Here is a 24,855-nt window from a genome sequence, read left to right as displayed (position 1 = left end):
TGAAGAAATCATATCCACGCTTTCAAGGCGGCTGCCCCTGCCGGGCAGCTGACCGGCGAAGCCTTGTCAATTTCACCGCCGTCGATCGGCAATCACCACCTGAACGGAGAACCACCATGTCGAAGCTTGAAGTCCTTACTCCCGCCAACAGCCAGATCATCTTCATCGACCAGCAGCCGCAGATGGCTTTCGGTGTGCAGTCGATCGATCGCCAGACCCTGAAGAACAATGTCGTCGGCCTCGCCAAGGCTGCAAAGATCTTCAACATTCCGACGACAATCACCACGGTTGAAACGGAAAGCTTCTCCGGCAACACCTTCCCGGAACTGCTGGCAGTATTCCCGGAAAACGACATTCTCGAACGTACCTCGATGAATTCCTGGGATGACCAGAATGTCCGCGATGCCCTGGCGAAGAATGCTGCCAACGGTCGCAAGAAGATTGTTGTTTCCGGCCTCTGGACGGAAGTGTGCAACACCACCTTCGCTCTTTCGGCGCTGCATGATGTCGCCGATTACGAAATCTACATGGTGGCGGATGCATCTGGCGGCACCTCTGTCGATGCGCATAAATATGCCATGGACCGCATGGTGCAGGCGGGGGTCATCCCCGTCACCTGGCAGCAGGTGCTGCTGGAATGGCAGCGCGACTGGGCCCGCAAGGAAACCTATGACGCCGTCACCTCGCTGGTGAAGGAACATTCAGGCGCTTACGGCATGGGCATCGATTATGCGGTCACGCATGTTCATGGCGGTGCTGAGCGCGTCAAGCACGGCAAGCGCATCGGCCCTAACCCCGCGAAATAAGCTTTCAACCCTGACGCGCCGGCGGGATCAATATACCGGCCGGCGCGGCTTTATCCACCCAAAGGAGGTTTCCATGAAAGTCTATCTTCTGTCGCTTGGCGCCGGCCTGCTCGTCGGCATCGTTTACAGCCTGCTCAATGTGCGTTCGCCCGCGCCGCCCGTCATTGCCTTGGTCGGTCTGCTGGGCATCCTGGTCGGAGAACAGATCATCCCTTTCGCAAGAACGATCATCGACAGGGAACCGGCCGCCGTTTCGTGGTTCAACCAGATCAAGCCGCACATGTTCGGTCATATGCCCAGGGGTGGTGTAGAAACGGTAGATATCGCCAAGGGCAACGCACCCATCGAGAGGGAGAGAAGCTGATGCCAACACGACGCACTTTCCTCGGCGCGGCATCCAGTCTCGCCTTTCCGAATCTGTTTTCACCGGCTAAGGCCGCTGATCCCATCAAGAGCGGAGCTTCGTCCATGCATCCAGATACCATCCTTCACAATGGCCGCGTCACGACACTTGATCGTGGCAATCCGAATGCAACGGCAGTCGCCATCAAGGATGGTCTGTTTCTGGAGGTGGGAAGCGATACCGAGGTCATGGCCCTTGCCGGGCCGGAAACGAAGATCATCGACCTCAGGGGCAAGCGGGTTCTGCCGGGCCTGATCGACAACCACACCCACGTCGTGCGTGGGGGCCTGAACTTCAATATGGAACTGCGCTGGGACGGCGTGCGCTCGCTTGCCGATGCCATGGACATGCTCAAACGCCAGGTCGCGATAACGCCAGCCCCGCAATGGGTGCGCGTCGTCGGTGGTTTCACAGAGCACCAATTCGTCGAAAAGCGCCTGCCGACCATCGAGGAGATCAATGCGGTCGCGCCGGATACGCCGGTCTTCCTTCTGCATCTTTACGACAGGGCGCTGCTGAACGGCGCGGCGCTGCGTGCCGTCGGTTATACCAAGGACACGCCCAACCCGCCCGGTGGCGAAATCACCCGTGATGCCAACGGCAATCCCACCGGCCTGCTGCTCGCCAAGCCGAATGCCGGCATTCTCTATTCGACGCTTGCCAAGGGGCCGAAACTGCCGCTCGACTATCAGGTCAATTCCACCCGCCATTTCATGCGCGAGCTGAACCGGCTGGGTGTAACCGGCGTCATCGATGCCGGCGGCGGCTTCCAGAATTATCCGGATGATTACGAGGTGATCCAGAAGCTGTCGGATGAGAACCAGATGACCGTTCGGCTGGCCTACAACCTCTTCACGCAGAAGCCGAAACAGGAAAAGGAAGACTTCCTCAACTGGACGCAATCGGTCAAATACAAGCAGGGCAACGATTATTTCCGGCACAATGGTGCGGGTGAAATGCTGGTCTTTTCCGCGGCCGATTTCGAGGATTTCCGTCAGCCGCGGCCCGATATGCCGCCGGAGATGGAAGGCGAACTTGAAGATGTTGTCCGGATCCTCGCGGAAAACCGCTGGCCCTGGCGTCTGCATGCCACCTATGACGAGACCATTTCGCGGGCGCTGGATGTCTTCGAAAAGGTCAATCGTGATATCCCGCTCGAAGGGCTTAACTGGTTCTTCGACCACGCAGAAACCATTTCTGACCGCTCCATCGACCGTATCGCCGCGCTTGGCGGTGGCATCGCCACCCAGCACCGCATGGCCTATCAGGGCGAATATTTCGTCGAGCGTTATGGCCAGGGCGTGGCCGAAGCCACACCACCGATCCGGCGCATGCTCGATAAGGGTGTGAACGTTTCGGCCGGAACGGATGCAACGCGCGTCGCCTCCTATAATCCGTGGGTGTCGCTCTTCTGGATGGTGACCGGCAAGACCGTTGGCGGCATGCAGCTTTACCCGCGCGCCAATTGCCTCGACCGCGAAACGGCGCTGCGCATGTGGACGGAAAAAGTCACCTGGTTCTCGAATGAAGAAGGCAAGAAGGGCCGCATCGAGAAAGGCCAGTTCGCCGATCTCGTGGTGCCGGACAAGGACTTCTTCTCCTGTGCGGAGGATGAAATCTCCTTCCTTACCTCGGAACTGACGATGGTGGGTGGCAAGGTCGTCTATGGCGCCGGTGACTTCAAGGCACTGGACGAGAGCAATATTCCGCCGGCCATGCCAGACTGGTCGCCAGTGCGCAAGTTCGGCGGCTACGCCGCCTGGGGTGAACCGGATGGCGCCGGCGCCCGCTCGCTGCGCCGCACGGCCATCTCCACCTGCGGCTGCGCCAGCGATTGCGGTGTGCATGGTCACGACCATGCCGGTGCCTGGACATCGAAGCTGCCGATTGCCGATCTCAAAGGCTTCTTCGGTGCCCTGGGCTGCTCCTGCTGGGCGGTATAAGCCTCATCGGCAAAGAAACCCACCCACGGGCGGCGCATGTGCCGCCCGTGGGATACGACCAATAGCCGATAAAAGAATATTACAAATTACGCAATTATATCGAAACTATTGATGCAATTGTTGGCGATAATCCTTTGCGCCAATATCGCTCCATCAGATGAACGCCAGCGCCGCTCGAACCGAACGGCCAGTAGGAGCACATTATGACTGAGCCGTCTTCAACCCTTCGCCTTCGGGGCTTCCTTGCGGATATCGTTGCCGCACCCGCCACAAAAACCCTTGCGCTTCTGGCGCTTTGCTCGGCCTATATTCAGGGACCGCTGACGAAGATTTTCGACTTTCCAGGGGCGATTGCCGAGATGAACCATTTTGGCCTTCAGCCGGCGGCCGCATTCGCCGTCGTCGTCATCCTGTTCGAACTCACCGCCTCCGCTCTGGTCATGTCGGGCTTCCTGCGCTGGGCCGGAGCTCTGGCACTGGCGGGCTTCACTCTTGTCGCCACCTTCATCGCTCTCCGCTTCTGGGAAATGGCGCCGGGCATGGACCGCATGATGGCCACCAATGCCTTCTTTGAACATCTAGGTCTCGCTGGCGCATTTGTTGTCGTCGCTGCAATCGATCTCACGAAAGGAACGGGCAAATGAGCGCCGCAAAATCCTCCGCAAGCAGTTTTGCTCCGCTTGCACAACCGGTCTTCGCCGTCCTCTGGGCCGCGACGGTGCTGGGCAATACCGGCAGCTTCATGCGTGATGTCGCGAGTTCATGGTTGATGACCGATCTTTCGGCCTCTCCGGCGGCTGTCGCCATGGTGCAGGCCGCTGGAACCCTGCCGATCTTTCTTCTGGCGATCCCGGCCGGCGTGCTGACCGATATTCTCGACCGCCGCAAGTTCCTGATCGCAGTTCAGCTGTTGCTGGCCTCTGTCAGCGTCACACTCATGGTTCTTGCGCACACCGGCCTTTTGTCCGTCAGCGCCCTGATCGGTCTCACCTTCCTCGGCGGTATCGGTGCGGCGCTGATGGGACCGACCTGGCAGGCCATCGTGCCGGAGCTGGTGAAGCGCGAGGATATCAAGAGCGCCGTGGCTCTGAACTCGCTCGGCATCAATATCGCCCGTTCCATCGGTCCGGCTGCTGGCGGCATCCTGCTTGCGGCCTTCGGCGCGGCCTTTACCTATGGCGCCGATGTCGCCAGTTACTTCGTCGTCATCGCCGCCCTTTTGTGGTGGCCACGGGTAAAGAACGCTGACGATGCGCTGGCCGAAGGTTTCCTCGGCGCTTTCCGGGCGGGCCTTCGTTACACCCGTGCCAGCAAGCCGCTTCATGTCGTGCTGCTGCGGGCCGCGATCTTCTTCGCTTTCGCCAGCGCCGTCTGGGCGCTGCTGCCCCTGGTTGCCCGGCAATTGCTCGGCGGAGACGCCAGCTTCTACGGTATCCTGCTCGGTGCTGTCGGCGCTGGCGCCATCGGCGGCGCGCTGGTCATGCCGAAGCTGCGCGAACGTTTCGATGCAGATGCCCTGCTTCTCGGTGCTGCCGTCATTACCGCACTCGTCATGGCCGCGCTTTCACTCGCACCGCCGAAGTGGCTTGCCATCATCGTCCTGCTGTTCCTCGGCGGCGCATGGATCACCGCTCTAACGACGCTGAACGGGGCCGCCCAGGCAGTTCTGCCAAACTGGGTGCGTGGCCGTGGCCTTGCTGTCTATCTCACCGTCTTCAACGGCGCGATGACAGCCGGCAGCCTTGGCTGGGGTGCTGTTGGTGAAGCCACAGGTGTGCCGGGTGCATTGCTGATCGGTGCTGCGGGACTGCTGGTTGCAGGCCTTGTCATGCACCGCCTGAAACTGCCTGCGGGTGATGCGGATATGGTGCCATCAAACCATTGGCCGGAACCGCTCGTTGCCGAGCCGGTGGCCCATGATCGCGGCCCGGTGCTGATCCTGATCGAATATAATGTCGAAAAGCATCACCGCTCCGCTTTCCTGCATGCACTCGACGAGCTTTCCCAGGAACGTCGCCGCGATGGCGCCTATGGCTGGGGTGTCACGGAAGACTCCGCCGACCCGCAGAAGATCGTCGAATGGTTCATGGTGGAATCCTGGGCGGAACATCTTCGCCAGCACAAGCGGGTCTCCAATGCCGATGCAGATTTGCAGGGCAAGGTGCTGGCTTATCATTCCGGGCTGGAAAAGCCTGTCGTGCGCCACTTCCTGACGATCAACCGTCCGGGCAAAGCATAAACAGAAGGGGCCGAAAGGCCCCTTTTGTTCCTACCGTTGCACCGGCTGCTATCGCGCAATCCGCTCGAGCACGCGGCTCAATGCATCTTTCAAGGCCTTTGAACCGCCTTTGCCATCGAAGTCTTTGAGCACCTGTTCGTTGAGGCCGCCTTTGGTGGCGAATTCACGGCTGATATCGTTAAAATCCGCCTTGCTTCCGGCCAACACCGCCACCTCGGAGAGGCCGCCAAAGAGGGGCGCAAGATAGGCACGCGCCTTTTCTTCCGGCAGTCCGTTTTCGGCCAACCATTCCGTAGCTGTCTGCATGATGCCGAAATAAGTAGCCATCAGAGCGCTTCCGGCGGCCAGAAGGTCGTATTCGGCCTTGGTCTCGCATTCCACCGCATTGCCGAGCACGTTGAAGATTGCTGCCGTATCCCTATCGGCGGGATAAATGGCGGTGACGCCTTTGCGGCGGGCGACGAAGGGCAGCGGGATCGCCTGGGTGAGATGTACCTCCGCATCGATCCAGTCGAGAAGGGCTTCCCGGCTGGTCGCAGCCACGACGCTGATGACTTTCTGTTCGTCCCTGAACCGTAGCGGCCGGATGACCTCCTCGGCGATCTGGGGACGGATTGCCAGCATGACGGTATCGCAGCCATCGACGATCGCCTGATTGTCGCTTGAGACGATCACCTGCGAAAAATCGGCAGCCAGTTCAGCCGAAACATCCGCGCTGCGCTGGGACACCATGACATGTGGTACGGCGGCGGGTCTGGCAAGCAGGCCGCGTACCATCGCGTCGGTGATGGCGCCTGTTCCGATAAAACCGATTTTTTGGGGCAGGGACATGAATACTCCACTGTGGCGGCTGGATCGAGAGATGGTCGGTCCTTCCAGTTTGGCGCGATGCTAGATTTTCCACCGGTAAATGTCGACAGGCGGTCGGGCTATCTGTGACGCCACGGCACTTAGGTCGGCCGATGCTCGCGAAAAGCGGCAGCGAGCGTTCGCAACGCCTCACGCGATCTGCTGTCCGTCAGGGTCGAGAACATGATGATTTCGGTGGAAGGCAGGGACGGCAGCCCAAAACGCTGGCTCACCTCCACGGTGCCGGGTGGGGCAAGACGGGAGGAGAAGGCGGAAATCGCAAGTCCCGCCGAAACGGCCGCGGTTACCATGGACGATGTGCCGCCGAGGAAGACCTCCGTCCAGGCTATGCCAGCCCCGTCCAGGGCGCGGGTGGCTATATCACGCACGCCACAGGCGGGAGACAGTGCCGCAAGCCGCAACGGTTCACCCTGACGATGTTCGAATTGCGGGGTTGCATACCAGCCGAAATGCTCCGGTCCGAGAACCTCGCCGTCGCGCCGGTCGTCCTCGCGTCTGATGATGGCCGCATCGATTTCCCCACGGTCGAACGCGTCGAGCAGGGAGCGCGAATGGTCCATCCGCACTTCAATCGTCAGGCCCGGGTCATGGTCGTTGAGGCGGGCCAGAAGGGTTGGCACCTCCGGTCCTGCCACGTGGGCGGCAATGCCGAGGCCAAAACGACGGCGCGGTGAGGAAAGGCCTGCCAATGCGCGATCGTGTGCGGCGAGAAATTCGCGGGCGGGCGCCAAAAACACTGCACCCTGCGCGGATAGCCGCACCGAACGCGGTGTGCGTTCGAGCAGCCGCTGGCCTAGCCTGTCTTCCAGTCGCTTGAGCTTGACGCTGATCGCGCCCTGGGTGGTGCCGAGCGCTTCGGCCGCGCGGGTGAAGCTCTGCATATCGGCGATGGTAACGAAGGCTTCGACGGCCTCCACATCCAGCGTGCTCATGTCGACTATTCCAATTTGTTGTCTCTGAAATAGCCAATCATCCAATTCAGTTATGGTCAAGCTTTGTCTAGCCTGTCGCCTCGTAGATCGGTTTCACAGTTGCGAGGCGAGCCAAGAAAGGCTGAAGAATGACCCTTGTTATTACCGAACAAACGGGCAGCAGAAGCGCCATGGCGCTCGCTGCCGTTTGTCTCTCCGCTCTTATGTTCGGACTGGAAATCTCCAGCGTTCCGGCGATCCTGCCGACACTGGAACAGGTACTGCACGCGGATTTCCGGCAACTCCAGTGGATCATGAACGCCTATACCATCGGCGTGACCATGGTGCTGATGGCAACCGGTGCGCTGGCCGACCGCTTCGGCCGCAAACGTGTCTTTATTGCCAGTATTGCTGCCTTTGCCCTTTCTTCCCTTGCCTGCGGAATGACGCAGAATGTTCCGGTGCTGATCGGCGCGCGCTTCTTTCAGGGCTTGAGCGGCGGAGCGATGCTGGTGTGCCAGATCGCCATTCTGTCGCACCAGTTCCGTACGGCGCGGGAGCGCGGCATGGCCTTCGGCTGGTGGGGCATCATCTCGGGCGTTGGGCTCGGTTTCGGCCCGATCATCGGTGGTGCCATTGTTGCGCTGTGGAGCTGGGAATGGGTTTTCCTCGTTCACGTAGCGCTCGCCATCGTGACGTGGCTGCTTGCTTCGGGCGGTGTGAGAGAATCGCGTGACCCGGAGGCGGCACGTCTGGATATCGCCGGCATGGCCACGCTTTCGCTGTCCGTTTTTTGCCTTGCCTTTTTCATCACACAGGGACCCGAGCTTGGTTTTGCGAGCCCGGCGGCGCTTCTGATCCTTGGCGCCTCGGCTGCGAGCTTCATCGCCTTCCTGATTGCCGAAAAGCTTAGTTCAAGACCGATGTTCGACTTCTCAGTGTTCCGCATCCGGCCTTTTTCCGGGGCGATCATCGGTTCGGCCGCGATGAATATCAGCTTCTGGCCGTTCATGATCTATCTGCCGATCTGGTTTCAGGCTGGCCTCGGTTATGACAGCGTCACCGCCGGGCTCGGCCTGCTTGCCTATACGCTGCCAGCCTTGGTGGTCCCGCCTCTGGCGGAACGCCTGTCGCTGCGCTACCAACCCCGCCTCGTCATTCCGGCAGGACTGTTCACTATCGGCCTCGGCTTCATGCTGATGAAGCTGGGGAGCGGTATCGAAGAGGCGAACTGGCTTACAATGCTGCCCGGCTGCATCCTCGCCGGAATGGGGCTCGGACTTACCAATACCCCCGTTACCAACACGACCACGGGCGCGGTTTCGCCCGCCCGTTCGGGCATGGCTTCGGGCATCGACATGAGCGCACGCATGATCTCGCTTGCCATCAACATTCCGATCATGGGCTTTATTCTGGTCGAGGGCGTGGGGGCGTCGCTTCGGGCGAACCTGCCGATCGCGCCGGATGTGTCTCATGTGCAGTCGCTGGCGGAAAAGATCGCCGCGGGAACTGCTGGCGCCTCGGCGCAGGGCGTTTCGGAAGAGCTTGTCCACCGGGCGCTTGCGGATGGGTTCGGCCTGGTCATGCTCTATGCCGGCATCAGTGTATGGCTACTCGCCGCCATCAGCTTCATGATCTTCGGGCCGGCGCGAAAGCCTGCCCATGACTAGGGTGGAGTTCAGGATGCCTCCCGGAAAATGACGGTCACGATCGTTCCGCCGTCCGGGCGCGCCTTTATCTGCAGATCGCTGTCATGCGCCTGTGCGATTGCGCGGGCAATGGACAGGCCGAGACCTGTCCCGCCGGTCTTACGCGCGCGTGACGGTTCCATCCGCCAGAAGAGTTCGATGCCGTGCGCCTCGACGCCGGCGGGGAAGCCCGGCCCTTTATCCTCGATCGAGACGAAGGCGCGCCCGTCCTGAAGCCCGGTCGAGCAACGCATAAATCCGCCGCTCGCCGCGTAGCGGCGCACATTGTCCATCAGGATCAGCAGCAGCTGCCGAAGGCGTTGACGGTCGCCGCAAACTGATGCTGCCTCCAGCGACATCTCGAGATCAATGCCTGCTTCGTTCATGAGCGGCCGTGCCGCCTCCGCCACGGCCGCGCATTCGGCGGCAAGATCAAGTGGCTCGGTATCTTTGACGAGGCTGTTGGTTTCGGCCAGAGAAAGCGTGCGCAAATCATCCACGAGACGTGCCAGCCCCTCCACATGGACGATGAGGTGGCGAATGGCTTCCTTGTCGAGGGGAAAGAGATCATCGGCAATGCCGTGCAAACGGCCCTGCAGGATCGTGAGCGGGGTGCGCAGTTCATGGGCTACCGCCATCGTGTTGAACTTCAACCGGTGCTCCATCATCTGAAGTTCCCGGATCAAGCTCTCGAAACTGTCGACGAGAAATGCGACCTCTGCGATGTGGCTCCCCCTGATCTTTGCTCCTCCGCTGAAGTTGCCGGTCGCCATGCGCCGCGCTGCATCGGCAAGTTCGCCGAGAGGTGCCGCAATGCGCCGAGAGATGAAGTAACCAAGCAAGCTGCAGAGAAAGACACCGAGCAATCCGAAAATGAACACGGATTTGATAAGCTCGTTATCGGCCTCGTCCTCGAGGCCCGGCAAAACCCTGACAAGGGCCTCAAGCTGACGCTGGTCCGGCATCACACCCCGGTCTATATCCGAGAAGGCCTTGGAGGCATCCGGCGATAGCTGGGCGATCATGCGCTCCTGAATATTGTCCGCATACCAGGAAACGCCGAAATAGACCAACGCAACCGCAAAGATGAGCATTGTAGTAATCGTGATCGCCGTCATCGTCCGCAGGCGGAGCCGCCAAGGCTTCATGGTTTTTGCTCCCCTGCCAGCCGATAACCGATGCTGCGCACCGAGACGAGATAACCGCAGGCGCCATGGTCCGTCAGTTTTTTGCGCAGATTGGCAATGTGTGTGTCGATGGTGCGCGCCAGCGCATCGCTTTCCGGCAGGCAGGCGTCAAGAATATCGGCACGCTGAAAGGCGTGGGTGGGACGACGCGCCATATGGGCGAGGATCCTGAACTCGCTCAGCGTGAGCGGCAGAACGGCCCGCTGACCGTCGTTGCAGACGGCTGCGACATAGGCTTCGGTGTCTACCTCAATGGGCCCGAAGCGTAAAACCCCGCCAGAGCCCGGTTGCCGCGTGCGTTTCAGCACGGCATTCACCCGCGCGATCAATTCATGCGGATTGAAAGGTTTGACGATGTAGTCGTCAGCGCCGAGGCGAAGGCCCGTCAGCTTGTCCATGTCCTCGGCGAGAGATGTGACCATGATGACAGGCGTCTCCCGTTCCCGCCGGATGCGGTTCAAAACCTCGATGCCGTCGAATTTCGGCAGGCGAATGTCGAGGAGAACCAGATCAGGTCTCAACATGGAGAAATGGGTCAGCGCCGTTTCTCCGTCGCTGGCTCTGACGGTTCTGTATCCTTCGCGAACGAGATAGGCGTCCAGGATCTGAATAATATCGGGGTCGTCTTCGACGATTAGAATTAGTCCTTTGTCCATACTCAATCCGCAAATTTACTGGTGTCGGCCGTGGCAGCGCCGGGACGCTAAGCGGATGCGGAACATCGGGCAAGAGCCGCTGTGCCTGAATGGATCCCACCGGCACTCCTTTCCATACACTCTTGTGTCTTTCTCCGCAGAGCCTTGACATTTCTGCGGAAGAGAACTGGCCATGCACCAGTCTCTCACCCATAAAACCCACCCCAAAAAGCGGCGTTTGACCCAACGGTCGAAATTTCGTGTCAACTTTATTTCTGTCATTCGTCAGGCATTTGCGCGTGCCTCCTGCAGTCCCTTTGTGCTGGCTCTTCTGGTCGCCCTTGCGATGATGATTGTCTTTACCATCAGGCCGGATATCGATCTTGGAGTAAGCCGGCAATTCTGGGCGGAAGGTTTCACACTCGGCGAGGACGAGTTCCTGATTTCCGTTCGCGATCTGAACCGCAGGCTTCCCTGGGTCTTGCTGTCCGGACTTGTGTTCATGCTTGTCGTAATGCCCTTCTCGCGCGGCTTGCCACGGCTTTTTCCACCACACAGACTGCTGCTTATTATCGTCTTTTTTGCCCTGGGACCGGGCGCTGCGGTGCATGCCCTGAAAAACCTGTTCGGCAGGGCAAGGCCGCGGCATCTCGCAGAGTTCGGGGGAGAGCTGGTTTATACACCGGTTCTTTCCCTCGGTGGCAGCTGCACCCGAAACTGCTCTTTTCCTTCCGGTGAAAGCGCTTCCGCAATCGCCCTTCTGGCCTTCATCATTCTCCTGCCAGAGAAATTTCGCCTGATCGGCACCGCGATATTGACGCCGTTCATCGTGATTTTCTCCCTGAACAGGGTGGCGATGGGAGCTCATTTCCTCTCGGATGTCCTGATTGCATGGCCTTTGATGTTTGCGGTATTTCTTCTGCTCCATCGGCCGTTCATCAACAATCGGCGTGCGATCGACGCGACTTTTTCGCGCAAGAGCGATGGTGCGCGGCGCTCCGCCGAAACAAGACCGTTTGCCGAACAATAACGCCCGTCGGGCATCCGACCGCTAATATCAAAAGGGCAGCGGAAACCGCTGCCCCTTCCGTTTCTTCTGCGCAGATGATGGCAGCCTTATTTCACCTTTGCGACGACAAGCTTGCCGTCGGCGCGTTCGGCGATGAACTCGATATTGGCGCCTTCCTTGAGCTTGGCGAGCATCGCATCGTCCTTGACGCGGAACACCATGGTCATGGCTGGCATGTCGAGGTTCTTCAGTTCTTCATGGATGATCGTGACCTTCTTGGCGGCAGCATCGACTTTCTTGACTGTTCCCCTGGTGAATTCCTCTGCAAATGCGCCAAATGGAGCGGTGAGTAGAAGTGCGGCTGCGACGGTGATCTTAATGACGGTCTTCATGGTGAGATTCCTTCGGTTGTGGGTTACTTGGCGGATACTTTGAGATCGCCGCGCATGCCGGCCTCGTAATGTCCGGGTTTCAGGCAGGCGAATTCGAACATGCCGTCATTGGTGAATTTCCAGATGATTTCGCCGCTTTCTCCCGGCGCGAGGGTGATAGCGTTCGGGTTGTCGTGTTCCATCTCCGGCGCCTTGGCCATTGCAGCCTTGTGCTCCAGATTGGCTTTTTGCTCGTCCATGATGAATTCATGGTCCAGCTCGCCGGCATTCTTGACAGCGAAGCGAACCGTCTTGCCCTTCCTGAATTCGAATTTGGCGGGCGTGAACAGCATCTTGCCATCGGGTGTCTCTTTCATCGTCACCTGAATGGTCTGGGTTACCTTTGCCTTGTCGCCCGGTTCGCCCACCGCCATCGCTTCATGGCCGCCGCCGTGGGTGCCGGATGCGAGCGCTGGCGTGGCAAGAGTGGTGAGAAGCAGTGCAATTTTCAGTCTGGTCATGTCATTCTTCCTTGGTTTGTAAGGGTGGGTCGTCTTCAGCCGTGTCTCATCGGTTGCGGCGTGATCTGCGTTTTGGGGTCGGTGTTCTTTTGGCTGTCCGGCAATTCGCCGGTCCATTCCCAGGCCTGCGTGCCGGGCGGATTTTCGTACCAGCCGGGGTCTGCGTAATCGCCCGCGGAAATGCCTTCGCGAACCTTTACGACAGAGAACATTCCGCCCATTTCGATCGGGCCGTGCGGGCCCCACCCCGTCATCATCGGAACGGTATTTTCGGGGATTTCCATTTCCATCGCGCCCATGTCGGCCATGCCGGCGGTGCCCATCGGCATATATTCCGGCCGGACCTTGCGGATCTTTTCGGTGACGCTTTTTTTGTCGACGCCGATGAAGGTGGGGACGTCATGTCCCATGGCGTTCATCGTATGGTGTGACTTGTGGCAATGGATCGCCCAGTCGCCGACATATTTGGCGTCGAATTCATAAGCCCGCATGGCGCCGACGGGAATATCGATGCTGACCTCCGGCCAGCGCGCCTCCGGCCGCACCCAGCCGCCATCCGTGCAGGTCACCTCGAAATCGTAACCGTGCATGTGGATCGGATGGTTGGTCATGGTCAGGTTACCGACGCGCACGCGCACCCGGTCGTCCCTGGAAACCACCAGCGGATCGATGCCCGGAAACACCCGGCTGTTCCATGCCCAAAGATTGAAATCCGTCATCGTCATGATTTTGGGGACGGAGGTGCCGGGATTGATGTCGAAGGCGTTGAGCAGGAACACAAAATCGCGGTCCACCGGCATGAAGGTGGGGTCCTTCGGATGGACAACGAAGAAACCCATCATGCCCATCGCCATCTGCACCATCTCGTCCGAATGCGGGTGGTACATGAAGGTGCCCGACTTCAAGAGGTCGAACTCGTAGACGAAGGTCTTGCCGACGGGGATATGCGGCTGCGACAGTCCACCCACCCCGTCCATGCCCGATGGCAGGATCATGCCGTGCCAGTGGATCGTCGTATGTTCCGGCAGCTTGTTGGTAACAAAAATGCGCACCCGGTCGCCTTCCACGGCCTCGATGGTGGGGCCCGGTGACTGGCCGTTGTAACCCCATAGACGGGCAGTCATGCCCTCGGCCATTTCGCGTTCCACCGGCTCGGCGACAAGGTGGAATTCCTTGACGCCATTGTTCATCCGGAAGGGCAGGGTCCAGCCATTCAAGGTGACGACGGGATTATAATCGGGACCGGTGGTGGGCTTTACCGGCGCCTGCGTTGCCGCCGTTTCCATCACTGCCGCTTCCGGCAGGCTGCTGTTGGAGGTTTTCGCCCAGGCCGCCGAGGAGACCATCGCGGCGCTGACGCCCAGAAGTTGTCTTCTATTGAACATGGTCTTTCCCTTTCTCAATGTCCGCCACCACCGCCGCCGGAAGCGGCGGCAACCTCGGTCTCTCCGCCAGACGCGCCTGCGCCGCCGCCATAAATGGCGGGAGCGAGGCCGGCTTCGGCGAGCCAGAAGTCGCGTTTGGCATTGATGGCCAGCAGGTTTGAATTGACCTTCTCGCGGCTGTCGGCCAGCAGCTCGAACGTGTTGGTGAGCATGCCGTTATAGGTCAGCAGCGACTCTTCCTCGATCTTGGTGCGCAGCGGCACCACGCTGTTGCGGTAATGCCGGGCGATATCGTAATTCGAGCGATAGGCCTGATAGGCCGAGCGGGCCTCCGAGCGGATATTGACCGCCTTTTCCGCCAGCAGATTGGCTGCACGCATATAAGCGAGCTCGGATTCCCGCATGCGCGCCTGGCCGGAATCGAAGATCGGAATGACGAATTCCAGTTCCGCGTTGCCGGTCGTCTGCTTGTGCTTTTCGCCGTCTTCCAGCTCGCGCTCGGTCTCGAAACCGGAGCGCAACTCGAGATCGGTGACATAGCGGGTGGCTTCCGTGAGCTTGAAGGAGCGCGCAGTCGCCTCAAGATCGAGTTTTGCCATCTGCAGATCGACGCGGCGTTGCAGCGCCTCCGCCTCGATCATGTCACGCTTGGCGAGTGTTTTTGGAAGCTGCGGCAGGCGGCTGGGAATGGCGTATTCGATATCCGCTCCCCATAGACCCATCAGCCGCGTCAGTTCTTCCTTGGCAAGGCGGGCTTCAAGCCGCGCCTTGGCGATCTGGCCCGTCAACTCGGCATAAAACACCTGCTCGCGGGCCTGGCCTTCCTTATTGAGCGAGCCCGCCTCGCCAAGCTTCTTGGCGAGTTCAGAGGCGGCGTCCGCCGCGGTCTGCGCCTGCGCCAGTTGGCCGACATTTTCGAGGGCGGCAACGGCGTTGATCCATGCCCGGCGCGTATCTGCCGCCAGTTGCAGCGTTTTCAGCGCGGCGGCAAGCTGCGCCTTGCGGAAGTTGGTATCGGCAATCGCCACGTTCTGCTTGAGGGTGGCGAGTGCCAGGATATTGGTGACGACCACGCCCTCGATTGACTTATAGGCCCTGAGGCCGGGGGTGCCGATCCCCGTCAGCCCGATGCCGACCCGCGGATTGACCAGCATGGTCGATTGCCAGGCGGTGGCAGCGGCTTCCCCCAGATCGGCATAGGCCGCCTGCAGGCCCTTGTTGTTCAGCAGCGCAACCTGTACGGCGGTTTCGGCATCAAGGACCTTGCTGGCCGCCATCAGCGTTTTGACGCGGGCCTGTGCTGCCTGCGCTTCGACCCGGTTCTGCACCCAGATGGCCTGTTTGCCGGTCGCTTCCGATGTCTTTGCCGAAACATTGATGAACCCAGCATCCGACGCCGCATATTGTGCGGCCGAGACACAGCCACTGAGAAAAAGCGGCATGGATAGAACGGCTGCCAGTTTTGCGCCGAGTTTGAATGCACGTGGTGTCATGATGCGTCTCCTTTTGGAGCCTGCGCATCGTTCTGGTCACGCCAGGGTTTGGGATCGACCGGCATGCGGGCCGTGTAAGCCGAGACCGGGCTTTGGTAGCGGAGGGGGGCGACGGCAAGCGTCGGGTTTGCCGCGTCGTCATAGGAGGCGGCGTCATTCATCATCGATGTGGCTGTGCAGCCGCCCAGAAGCAGGGGCGCCGCAACCACAATATAAATTGGGTTCATGGGTCGTTTCCGAACAGGAGATGTAACGGCGTAGCGGCGCTACAGCCGCTCACGCACGGTCATTGCCCAAGGCGGGCTTTGCCTGTTCAGATGTTCGGGGGGCGGTGAAGAAGCGGGGTCTGCCCCAGCGCCTTGCTGTCATCGAGGAAGGAGCGGATGCCGCTGACGACGGGCGTGCCGACTGTGCCGTGATCGATCAGTACCGCCATGCCGAGACAGAAATCGCCGCAGCATTGTGGCTTCGCGGTTTTTTTGACACCACCGTCCTCGTCGGACATTCCCTGCAGGTCCTGGACGCCGTGGCGACCATGAGTGTCGGACATCATCGCCGAGCCGCCATGATCCATCATCTTGCCGTGATTCATCGTGGCGGATTGAGCGTGTTGCATTCCGCCGGCGTCGGGACCATGCATTGCGGCATTCACGGTGGAAACGCTGTAGCCAGCCAGTGATAGGATCATCACCAGTCTAAACATAAGGGCCAGCAATTTCGATGCTCGCAACGTTTCACGCATGGCCTTTAGAAAAGCCGCTGTCCCGTGATTTGTCAATGGATATGGTTCATAACCATTGATGAAAACCTTGACGTGAAGCTGATTGCCCATCCGATTTCATGCGAAAGACCACAGCCTGATGCGGCCCTTTCGCCGACGATGCGGGTAATATCGGCCTCGGCGATGAATTCGGGAGGAGGCAGCGCAAAGCGGCTCCGTCGCAGAAAATGGGCTCGGAAATGGATGATGGTGTGCATGGCACTGTCATCCCCCGCGCCGTCGGCGGTCTATTCTTCCGTCGGGCGAAATCGAAGATGGATGAGCGGATAGGGCCGCCCCTGTCCGTCGAGATCGGAGCGTCCCGTCGGCTTGAAGCCCAGCCGGCGATAAAAGCCCAGTGCTTCGCCGTTTTGCTCGTTAACGTCGGTTGTCAGTGCCGGGTGAAGCGCAAGCGCACTTTCCACCAGGGCCTTGCCGATGCCTTTGCCGTGATGGTCCGGATCGATGAACAGCGCCTCCATATGGCCTTCATGCAGAAACATGAAACCCAGGGCACGGTCTGTTTCGTCGACGGCAAGCGTCAACGGCGCCTGCGGCAAAAATGCCGTGACTTCCTCGCCGATCGCAACGCGATCCTGCGGAAGTAGAAAGCCATGGGTTGCGTCAACGGCCCTGCTCCATATGTCGAGGATGCGCGCCGCGTCGCCGTTGGTGGAGGTGCGAAGTGATATCATTCCCGAGCTTTAGCAATTCGGACGGTTTCGCGCCATGGGCCTGCTCGATCTTTTCGTGGGCAAATATGTGGGGAATTGCCACCCTCGAAATGCGGCCTGTCTGTCCCGATCGATCCTGTCTGCCTTTCGCGTCGAAAAAAACTCTCAAGAAAAAAGTGCTTGCAAAACGCCATCGGAAAAAAATAGATAAAAACAAGTTCTATCTATTTATTCAAGGATTGTGAGTGACGTATGGATCAGATGGCACTGCGGACTAACGACAAACCGGCTGCTTTGAGCGATACTGAAACGAATTCCGCCGTTGAAGAGGCAAAAATTATCTATAATTTACCCTTCAACGATCTTTTGTTTCGAGCGCAGCAGGTGCACCGGCGTCATTTTGATGCCAATGCAATCCAGATGAGCCGGCTTCTTTCGATCAAAACGGGCGGCTGCCCCGAAGATTGCAGTTACTGCAGTCAGTCCGCCCGAAATCCGACCGGTCTGAAGGCTTCCAAACTCATGGAAGTCGAGCGGGTACTGGCGGAGGCGCGCAAGGCAAAAGAGGGTGGGGCGACGCGTTATTGCATGGGCGCGGCCTGGCGTAATCCCAAAGAGCGCGACATGGAGGCTGTTGTCGCCATGGTCGAAGGCGTGAAGGCGCTCGGCATGGAAACCTGCATGACGCTCGGCATGCTGACGCCGGAACAGTCCGAGCGGCTGGCCGATGCCGGGCTGGACTATTACAATCATAACGTTGATACGTCAGAGCGGTTTTATTCCGAGATCATTACGACCCGCACCTTCGAGGACCGGCTGGCGACGCTCGCCAATGTCCGCGATGCCGGCATCAAAGTCTGTGCCGGCGGCATTCTCGGCATGGGGGAGACGGTCGAGGACCGGATTTCGATGCTGGTGACGCTCGCCAACCTTCCGGCTCCGCCGGAAAGCGTTCCGATCAACATGCTGATCCCGATCCCCGGCGCGAAACTGGCCAATGCCGATCCTGTCGATCCGATCGAATTCGTCCGCACCATCGCGCTTGCCCGCATCCTGATGCCGCGTTCGCATGTAAGGCTTTCTGCCGGGCGTACCGAGATGAGCGATGAGACGCAGGCGCTCTGTTTCCTGGCCGGCGCCAATTCCATCTTCATCGGCGAAACGCTGCTGACGGCGGATAATCCGGGGGAAGATCACGATACGGCGCTCTTCCGCCGACTCGGCCTCAAGCCAATGGAATTGCCGCCTGTGGAAGCAGGAGGCTGCCGGTGAACCTTGCGGCGCTCTCCCCCTATGAGGCGAAGCTTGCCGGCCTCAGCCGCAAATCGCGGCTTCGTGCGCTTGCACCGCGCGAGGGGGTCGATTTCACTTCGAACGATTATCTCGGCCTTGCCGAAGCGCCGCGCCTGAAGGCGGCAATCGTTGATGCCATGGCAAGAGGCGTGCCGGTGGGCGCCGGTGGCTCGCGATTGCTGCGTGGCAATCACCCCGAACACGAGGCGTTGGAAGCGGAAGCGGCGGCGTTCTTCGGGGCCGAAAAAGCGATCTATTTCAGCAGCGGTTTTGCCGCCAATGTCGCGCTTTTTTCCACCCTGCCGCTGCGGGACGATCTTGTCCTACATGATGCCCTTATCCATGCCAGCGTGCATGATGGCATTGCGGCGGGAAAGGCCAAGGCGGTGGCTGTGCCGCATAATGAGGTCGAGGCATTCGAGCGGGAAATAATCCGCTGGCGGCAGGCGGGCGGTAAGGGGCGACCATGGATCGCTGCCGAGAGCCTATATTCCATGGATGGCGATTGCGCGCCGCTCGCGGCGCTTGCCGATCTTGCCGAACGGCATGGTGGTTTTCTGGTTGTCGATGAAGCCCATGCCACCGGCGTCTTCGGCCCCGGTGGGCGTGGACTTGCTGCGGCACTGGAAGGCCGTGGCAATGTGGTGGCGCTTCACACCTGCGGCAAGGCGCTCGGGGCCTCCGGCGCGCTTTTGAGCCTGCCTGCGGTTCTTGCCGATTATCTCGTCAACCGCGCCCGCGGGTTCATCTATTCCACCGCCCCTTCGCCGCTGATGGCGGCGGCGGTGCGGGAAGCCCTGCGCGTCGTCGCGGACGAGCCCTGGCGGCGGTCGCGACTGGCAGAACTGGTCAGTTTTACCGGCGAGGAGTTACAGCGCCAACTCGGCGTGGCGCCAAGCGGTTCACAGATCCTTCCGGTGATGATCGGCGACAATGCACGCTCGCTGAAGATTGCCGCGCGGCTGCGGCAAGGGGGCTTCGATGTGCGGGCGATCCGCCCGCCGACGGTGCCGGAAGGCACGGCGCGGCTGCGCATCGCCATCACGCTCAATGTGGAGGAAAGCCAGATTGCCGCTATGATCGGGTTGCTTGCCCTCTCGTTGCGGGAGGACGCGGCGTGAGTCTCCGTTTTGTCATCTCTGGCACCGATACCGGCATCGGCAAGACGGTTTTTGCCGCAGCGCTTACCCATGCCCTCAAGGCTCATTACTGGAAGCCCGTGCAGTCAGGGCTTGAGGAAGAAACCGACAGCGAGACGGTTGCAAGGCTTGCCGGCGTGCCGCACACGCACATCCTGCCGGAAGCCTATCGCCTGAAGACGCCGGCCTCGCCGCATCTTTCGGCTCGTCTCGACAATTCCACGATCGATCCCGCATTTTTACAGCCGCCGCGGCTGGATGGACCGCTTGTCATCGAAGGCGCAGGCGGGCTTCTCGTGCCGCTGACTGAGAGCGTGCTCTTCGTCGATATCTTCGCCCGCTGGCAAATTCCGCTCATTCTGTGCGCCAGAACCGCGCTCGGCACCATCAACCACACGCTGCTGTCGCTCGAGGCGTTGCGGCAACGCGCCATTCCGGTGCAGGGCGTGGTTTTCATCGGTGAGGAAGACAAGGAAAACCAGCGCGTCATTTCGAATATAGGCGCGGTGCGTCCGCTCGGCCGGTTGCCACGCCTGGCGGATCTGACCAGCGACGCGCTGCATCAGGCCTTCGCCCAACACTTCAATCTCGCTGATTTTCTGGAGGCACCGGAATGAGCCGTTCCCCGGTCTGGCATCCCTTCACCCAGCATGGGCTGGAACCGCCGATGAAACATGTGGTCTCGGCGCAAGAGGCGTTTCTGGTGGATGAGGACGGCAATCGCCTGTTCGACGCCATTTCATCGTGGTGGGTCACCACCCACGGGCACCGGCATCCGGCAATCATGGCGGCCATCCGTGCCGCCACCGAGACATTGGACCAAGTTATTTTTGCCGAATTTTCCCATGAGTCCGCTGAGACGCTCGCCCGGGGGCTGATTGAGCTTGCTCCCGCGGGCTTAAACCATGTGTTTTATTCCGACAGCGGCTCGACGGCGGTGGAGGTGGCGCTGAAAATGGCGCTCGGTTATTTCCACAATCGCGGTGAAAAGCGCGATCGTATCATGGTGATGGAGCATGGCTATCATGGTGATACGATCGGCACCATGTCGACAGGCGAACGCGGTGTGTTCAATGCCGCCTATGAGCCGCTGCTTTTCGGCGTCGACCGTCTGGCCTTCCCGGAGGCTGATCGCGAGCAGCGCACACTGGATATGTTCGAGGTCTATTGCCGCTCGGGCCGCATTGCCGCCCTGCTGATCGAACCCCTGGTGCTCGGAGCCGGCGGCATGAAGATCTATGGCGCCCATGTTCTTGCCGGGCTGAAACAGATAGCCGAACGCCACGGCTGCCTCGTCATCGCCGATGAGGTGATGACCGGCTGGGGCAGGACCGGAACCCTGTTTGCCTGCGAGCAGGCGGCAATTTCGCCGGATATTCTCTGCACCTCCAAGGGGCTCACAGGCGGTTCCCTGCCGCTGGCGGCAACGCTGTGCAGCGCAAAGATTTTCGATGCGCATTTTTCGACCGACCGTCGCAAAACCTTTTTCCATTCGAGCTCCTATACGGCCAATCCGATCGCCTGCGCCGCTGCCGTCGCCAATCTTCAGGTCTGGCGGGATGAACCGGTTCTCCAGCGCATCGGGCAGGTGCAACAGGCGCTGGGCGATAATATCGGGCGATTTGCAGATGATGGCCGTTTCGCCAATATCCGGCAGGCGGGCACCATCGCCGCGCTCGATCTTGTGGTGCCGGCTGGGGGGTATCTTTCCGCAGCGGGGCCACGCATGCGCCAGCTGTTCCGCGAGCGCGGTTTCCTCATCCGCCCGCTCGGCAACGTACTTTACCTGATGCCGCCGTATTGTTCGACGCCTGACGACCTGACACGCGCCTTTGACGTCATCGGTGAGGTTGCCGGGATCGTTACTCAGGCTGCACCGGTAAATTCGCGCGCCGCCGGGAGCTAGGAATGGAGATGCCAGGACCGTTGCGAAAGTCATGATAATGCAGACACGCACTTCCCGTATGGCTGGTTTCGGCCATGCCGTTCCTGCCCGTTGCGTCGGCAATGCTGAAATAGAGGCCAACCTCGGGTTGGAGGCCGGCTGGATCGAGCGGCGCACCGGCATTCGCTCCCGTTATTGGGCAGAGAAGGACGACACGCTGAGTGGCCTTGCGGAAAAGGCGGGCCGGATGGCGCTGGCGGATGCCAAGATCGATCCCGATAACATTGCGCTTACGCTGCTTGCCACCTCCACGCCGGACCATCTTCTGCCGCCTTCCGCGCCGCTGCTGGCACACAGGCTCGGTTTGACGCGCTCCGGTGCGATCGATCTTGCTGGCGCCTGTTCCGGTTTTCTTTATGCGCTCACCCTCGCGGATGGTTTTGTCCGTACCCATGGCCGCGCCGTCCTTGTTGTCGCGGCCAATATTCTCAGCCGTCGCATCAATCCGGCGGAAAGGGCGAGCGCCGTCCTGTTTGCCGATGCCGCCGGCGCTGTGGTGCTCACCCCTTGCCCTGAGGCGAAACGCGGGCTGTTGTCGGCCGATCTCGTTGCCGATGGAAGCGGTTACGATCTCATCCAGATTGCGGCAGGCGGCAGCAGCCGGCCCTTTTGCGCTGATATGTCCGCCGAAGATGCCCTGATGACGATGCGCGATGGCCGGGAGGTTTTCTCCCGCGCCGTGGCGCTGATGAGCGAGACCTCACAGCGCGTGCTGGAAGAGGCGGAACTGACCGCAGCCGATATCGGCCGTTTCGTACCGCATCAGGCCAATGCCCGCATGTTTGATGCCGTCTGTGGCAATCTTGGTATCGAGCGGGGAAAGACGGTTCGCACCATAGAAAGCTTCGGCAATTCGTCCGCCGCCACCATCCCGCTTTCGCTGTCCATGACCAACAGCGGACGACCTTTCGCGAGCGGCGAAAATCTGCTTCTGACGGCAGCCGGCGCGGGCATGACGGGCGGAGCGGTTGTTTATCGCATCTAACCCCGCGGCGGCCTTCAGCGCCAGAACACGAGCGCCATGCCGATAACGACAAGAGCGGCTCCCACCCACGCACCAGATGCGGGCCGCTCCCCGGTTCTAAGCCAGAGCAATGGCAGGATGATGACCGGCGTGGTGGCCGAAAGTGTGGAGACAATGCCGACCTTTCCGCCAGAAAGCGCAAACAGCAGCAGCGTCATGCCGAAGCCGAGCGCGATCGTGCCGGTCAGCGCCGTCTGGAGGAAAATGCTGCCCGTCAATGGCCCCTTGGGTTTTACGGCCTTGATGGGGAGCATTGTCAACATCGTAAGGCAGATTGCGGCGACGCCCACCCGCAGCATGGATGCGGCGATGGGATCGATACCTGCTGCCATCACAGGCCTCGCGATCAGCGAGCCAACGGCTTGGCTGAGAGCTGCGAGAAGGCCGACGAGGACGCCGAGCCAGAGCGGTCCCTTCACGCTTTCCCATGCGTGCAGCTGCGACTTGCGCTTGCCGAAAAGGATGGCCAGCAGAACGCCCGCAAGGGTGAGGCCTATACCGGCTATGGCTGTCACGGAAAGCTGTTCCCCGAGAACAGCCCAGCCAAGCACGGCGGAGATGGGAGCGTTGAGCGCAAACAGGATTCCGGAGCGGCGTGGCCCCAGCCGGTTGAGGCAGGTGAAAAGCAGCGTGTCGCCAACGAAGATGCCGATGAAGCCGGAAAGCAACAGCGCCCACAGCGCATCCGGTTGCAGGTCCCGCCAGGTTCCTGAAGCGAGGACGTAAAGACCGAGCACCGAGGCGACAAAAAGCTGCCTTGTCCTGTTGAAGGCAAGCGCACCAAGATGCCCCGCCGGGCGGGCGGCGAGCAGTCCCGTTATCGCCCAGCAGGTTGCAGCGCCCACGGCGGCCAGTTCATAGAGTACCATCTCGTTCCACTGCTCCGCGGGCTTTTCTTATTAACCCGCCCCCATCATGCGTGCTTGCGCGCCCACCGCAGGTTCTGCGTTTGCCCGCCATAACCATAGGTGTCGCCATCCACGGCGTGAACCAGCACATAGCTTGCTTCGTGCACGGGGCCAAGCAGCCTGTTCATCTCTTCATAAACACGGCGTACCCATTCGGTCGTCTCGTCCTTGATGTTTGTGTGATCGGTAATCGAAACCTCGACATAAAATGTGCCGACCTTCTGTTCGGCGACGCTCGATCCGGCGATGATCCAGTCGGCGGGATCGGCACTTTCGACGAGAACGGCGGTAACCGCCGGGTCTTTGTGCAGGATGTCCGCAGTCAACCGGGACAGGAGAGCGGCGATTTCCAGCTTCGGATCGTCAGCGTCTTGAGGTTTGGTGTAGCGGGTTTTGATCATGGGCATGGTGTTTCTCCTTGTTGCCGAAAACCACCTTGCGTAAATTTCATCATAATGAGAAGATAATGAATAATATTCTATTCATAGCGATTTTATATGATTGACCTTGAAAGCGTCCGCCTCTTCATTTTCGCCGTTGAACTGGGCAGCCTGACTAGGGCGGCCGAGGCTGCGGGAACCGTGCAGCCCGTCGTCAGTCAGAAGCTGAAGATGCTGGAGCAGCGTCTCGGCAGACGGTTGATCGACCGCTCGCCACGCCACCTTCGGCTGACGGAGGATGGGCAGGTGTTTCTGCCGAAGGCCCGCGAGCTGCTGGCCAAACATGAGGATGCGCTGAACTTCAGTGACGAGCCACCGCTGCACTTTGCACTGGCGGCCAGCGATCACGCGATCGGGACCCGCCTTTCGGCGGCGATAAGAGCAATGCGCGCGTCGCTGCCGGCCAATGCTGTGATTGATGTGACCTTGGGTTTTTCCCGGCGGGTGAAGGAAAGCTTCGCTTCCGGACTGGCCGATGCCGCCATCATCCGTCGCAATGGCGGCGGGTCCGATGGCGAAGTGCTGCGCACCGACAGGCTGGGATGGCGTGTGGCCCCGGACTGGCGACCGCGCACCAATAGCGCCGTTCCGCTCGTCTCTCTTGGGGCGGGGTGTGGTGTCCGGGATATTGCGATAGCCGAGCTCGGAAAGGCTGGCGTCGCCTGGCGCGATGCGTTCACCGCTGGAAGCTGTTCTGCGCTTCTGGAAGGAGTGCTTGCCGGCGCAGGCATCGCAGCCCTCGGCGAGATCAGCGCGCGAGGCTTGCCGGATCGCGGCCCCGAGCTGGGCCTGCCACCGTTGCCAATCTCTGACATCGTGCTTCTTTCCCGCGCGCGTACACCGGCCCACGCCTCAGCCATCAGGGCGCTCGCCGTCGCGATATCGGCCGCGGGTGAGTAGCGTCGGAATGATATCCGCTACGAGACAAAAATCGAGGATGTAAAGGGAGTTAAGGTGTTGGCTGGGGAACCTGGATTCTCACATGATTTCAACGGCTTAGTTTAAAAGCCTTGAAATTCCCTCTGTTTTCCCATCGCGAGCGACCGTGGATGCCACCTTTGTGCCCTGGCTTTGGGCATCAGTCAACAGGACGGGCGAGCGGTAATTATTTCCGCGTTCCGGCCTAACATTTGCGGCGATGCGGCCATAAGGCAAACTGATCGAATAGCTCCGCTCAGTATTTGAAATTGTACGAGGTTGCTTCATCGCAA

At 60.2% G+C, this 24,855-nt stretch carries 26 protein-coding genes; 13 read left to right on the top strand and 13 right to left on the bottom strand.

Translation table 11 applies throughout. From position 1 onward, the window contains the following. The first annotated feature begins 116 nt into the window (after positions 1-116). From EGT36_RS20785 to EGT36_RS20765, 5 genes are all read left to right on the top strand, one after another. Positions 117-806 (top strand): hydrolase, encoded by a 690-nt coding sequence (locus EGT36_RS20785; RefSeq protein WP_004437494.1) that lies wholly within the window; start codon positions 117-119, stop codon positions 804-806. Positions 807-879: 73 nt separating this feature from the next. Further along, positions 880-1,170 (top strand): XapX domain-containing protein, encoded by a 291-nt coding sequence (locus EGT36_RS20780; RefSeq protein WP_006699976.1) that lies wholly within the window; start codon positions 880-882, stop codon positions 1,168-1,170. Beyond that, entirely contained in the window at positions 1,170-3,152 is a 1,983-nt protein-coding gene (locus tag EGT36_RS20775) for an amidohydrolase (protein WP_004437500.1), read from the top strand. Before EGT36_RS20780 ends, EGT36_RS20775 begins: the two co-directional genes overlap by 1 nt. A gap of 203 nt (positions 3,153-3,355) precedes the next feature. Further along, positions 3,356-3,796: a DoxX family protein gene (locus EGT36_RS20770; protein ID WP_125270970.1), complete on the top strand. Its 441-nt coding sequence runs from the start codon at positions 3,356-3,358 to the stop codon at positions 3,794-3,796. Beyond that, entirely contained in the window at positions 3,793-5,391 is a 1,599-nt protein-coding gene (locus tag EGT36_RS20765; protein ID WP_006700134.1) for an MFS transporter, read from the top strand. The genes EGT36_RS20770 and EGT36_RS20765 overlap by 4 nt, the downstream gene beginning before the upstream one ends. A gap of 48 nt (positions 5,392-5,439) precedes the next feature. On the opposite strand, the gene EGT36_RS20760 is transcribed toward EGT36_RS20765, so the two are convergent. After that, positions 5,440-6,222, bottom strand: a complete 783-nt coding sequence (locus tag EGT36_RS20760; protein WP_125270969.1) for a pyrroline-5-carboxylate reductase — start codon at positions 6,220-6,222, stop codon at positions 5,440-5,442. 119 nt (positions 6,223-6,341) lie between these two features. Continuing rightward, positions 6,342-7,193, bottom strand: a complete 852-nt coding sequence (locus EGT36_RS20755; RefSeq protein WP_004437510.1) for a LysR family transcriptional regulator — start codon at positions 7,191-7,193, stop codon at positions 6,342-6,344. Between the two features lie 170 nt (positions 7,194-7,363). Between EGT36_RS20755 and EGT36_RS20750 the strand changes: the two genes are divergently transcribed. Then, entirely contained in the window at positions 7,364-8,842 is a 1,479-nt protein-coding gene (locus tag EGT36_RS20750) for an MFS transporter (protein ID WP_479829581.1), read from the top strand. Between the two features lie 8 nt (positions 8,843-8,850). Here the strand turns inward: EGT36_RS20750 and EGT36_RS20745 are convergent, their stop codons facing one another. Further along, a complete protein-coding gene (locus EGT36_RS20745) occupies positions 8,851-10,008 on the bottom strand; it encodes an ATP-binding protein (RefSeq protein WP_125270967.1) in 1,158 nt (385 codons plus the stop codon). Further along, the gene (locus EGT36_RS20740) at positions 10,005-10,703 is read right to left on the bottom strand and encodes a response regulator (RefSeq protein ID WP_004437520.1); all 699 of its coding nucleotides are present in this window, start codon (positions 10,701-10,703) and stop codon (positions 10,005-10,007) included. Before EGT36_RS20740 ends, EGT36_RS20745 begins: the two co-directional genes overlap by 4 nt. Before the next feature lie 298 nt (positions 10,704-11,001). Here EGT36_RS20740 and EGT36_RS20735 point away from each other — a divergent pair, with 298 nt between their 5' ends. Continuing rightward, a complete protein-coding gene (locus EGT36_RS20735; RefSeq protein ID WP_286084235.1) occupies positions 11,002-11,712 on the top strand; it encodes a phosphatase PAP2 family protein in 711 nt (236 codons plus the stop codon). Positions 11,713-11,798: 86 nt separating this feature from the next. Here EGT36_RS20735 and EGT36_RS20730 read toward each other — a convergent pair whose 3' ends face one another. The 7 genes from EGT36_RS20730 to EGT36_RS20700 form a co-directional block, all read right to left on the bottom strand. Next, positions 11,799-12,083 (bottom strand): copper-binding protein, encoded by a 285-nt coding sequence (locus EGT36_RS20730; RefSeq protein WP_125270965.1) that lies wholly within the window; start codon positions 12,081-12,083, stop codon positions 11,799-11,801. A 23-nt stretch (positions 12,084-12,106) separates the two neighbouring features. Continuing rightward, on the bottom strand, positions 12,107-12,583 hold the full coding sequence (locus tag EGT36_RS20725) for a cupredoxin domain-containing protein (protein WP_003498666.1): 477 nt from the start codon (positions 12,581-12,583) through the stop codon (positions 12,107-12,109). Between the two features lie 35 nt (positions 12,584-12,618). After that, positions 12,619-13,968, bottom strand: a complete 1,350-nt coding sequence (locus tag EGT36_RS20720; protein WP_125270964.1) for a multicopper oxidase family protein — start codon at positions 13,966-13,968, stop codon at positions 12,619-12,621. 14 nt (positions 13,969-13,982) lie between these two features. Continuing rightward, positions 13,983-15,461, bottom strand: a complete 1,479-nt coding sequence (locus tag EGT36_RS20715; protein ID WP_111814089.1) for a TolC family protein — start codon at positions 15,459-15,461, stop codon at positions 13,983-13,985. Continuing rightward, entirely contained in the window at positions 15,458-15,688 is a 231-nt protein-coding gene (locus EGT36_RS20710; RefSeq protein ID WP_004437539.1) for a hypothetical protein, read from the bottom strand. Before EGT36_RS20710 ends, EGT36_RS20715 begins: the two co-directional genes overlap by 4 nt. An 86-nt stretch (positions 15,689-15,774) precedes the next feature. Then, positions 15,775-16,203, bottom strand: coding sequence for a hypothetical protein (locus EGT36_RS20705; RefSeq protein ID WP_042936008.1), 429 nt, complete (start codon positions 16,201-16,203; stop codon positions 15,775-15,777). A gap of 266 nt (positions 16,204-16,469) precedes the next feature. After that, positions 16,470-16,916, bottom strand: a complete 447-nt coding sequence (locus EGT36_RS20700; protein WP_035207483.1) for an acetyltransferase — start codon at positions 16,914-16,916, stop codon at positions 16,470-16,472. A 240-nt stretch (positions 16,917-17,156) separates the two neighbouring features. Here EGT36_RS20700 and bioB point away from each other — a divergent pair, with 240 nt between their 5' ends. Genes bioB through bioZ form a run of 5 tightly spaced genes read left to right on the top strand, consistent with a single transcriptional unit; the run spans position 17,157 to position 22,257 of the window. Then, positions 17,157-18,167, top strand: a complete 1,011-nt coding sequence (bioB, locus tag EGT36_RS20695; protein ID WP_502697449.1) for a biotin synthase BioB — start codon at positions 17,157-17,159, stop codon at positions 18,165-18,167. After that, positions 18,164-19,309 carry an 8-amino-7-oxononanoate synthase gene (locus EGT36_RS20690; RefSeq protein WP_125270962.1) on the top strand — a complete coding sequence of 382 codons (1,146 nt, stop codon included), beginning with the start codon at positions 18,164-18,166 and terminating at the stop codon, positions 19,307-19,309. The genes bioB and EGT36_RS20690 overlap by 4 nt, the downstream gene beginning before the upstream one ends. Further along, complete coding sequence (gene bioD, locus EGT36_RS20685) at positions 19,306-19,944, top strand: dethiobiotin synthase (protein WP_125270961.1); 639 nt, start codon at positions 19,306-19,308, stop codon at positions 19,942-19,944. The genes EGT36_RS20690 and bioD overlap by 4 nt, the downstream gene beginning before the upstream one ends. Further along, entirely contained in the window at positions 19,941-21,233 is a 1,293-nt protein-coding gene (locus EGT36_RS20680) for an adenosylmethionine--8-amino-7-oxononanoate transaminase (RefSeq protein WP_125270960.1), read from the top strand. The genes bioD and EGT36_RS20680 overlap by 4 nt, the downstream gene beginning before the upstream one ends. 37 nt (positions 21,234-21,270) lie before the next feature. Continuing rightward, complete coding sequence (gene bioZ / locus EGT36_RS20675; RefSeq protein WP_035207617.1) at positions 21,271-22,257, top strand: 3-oxopimeloyl-[acyl-carrier-protein] synthase BioZ; 987 nt, start codon at positions 21,271-21,273, stop codon at positions 22,255-22,257. Between the two features lie 14 nt (positions 22,258-22,271). Here the strand turns inward: bioZ and EGT36_RS20670 are convergent, their stop codons facing one another. Both EGT36_RS20670 and EGT36_RS20665 read right to left on the bottom strand, forming a co-directional pair. Then, a complete protein-coding gene (locus EGT36_RS20670; RefSeq protein ID WP_022563395.1) occupies positions 22,272-23,165 on the bottom strand; it encodes a DMT family transporter in 894 nt (297 codons plus the stop codon). Positions 23,166-23,209: 44 nt separating this feature from the next. Beyond that, positions 23,210-23,611: a tautomerase family protein gene (locus EGT36_RS20665; RefSeq protein ID WP_034500184.1), complete on the bottom strand. Its 402-nt coding sequence runs from the start codon at positions 23,609-23,611 to the stop codon at positions 23,210-23,212. A 90-nt stretch (positions 23,612-23,701) separates the two neighbouring features. Here EGT36_RS20665 and EGT36_RS20660 point away from each other — a divergent pair, with 90 nt between their 5' ends. Continuing rightward, complete coding sequence (locus tag EGT36_RS20660) at positions 23,702-24,544, top strand: LysR family transcriptional regulator (RefSeq protein WP_125270959.1); 843 nt, start codon at positions 23,702-23,704, stop codon at positions 24,542-24,544. Positions 24,545-24,855 lie beyond the last annotated feature (311 nt).

Origin of the sequence: Agrobacterium sp. FDAARGOS_525 (assembly GCF_003938925.1) — a bacterium.
Lineage (GTDB): Bacteria > Pseudomonadota > Alphaproteobacteria > Rhizobiales > Rhizobiaceae > Agrobacterium > Agrobacterium pusense.
Note: the sequence above shows the minus strand (reverse complement) of the source record. Positions and strands in the feature narration are given on the sequence as shown.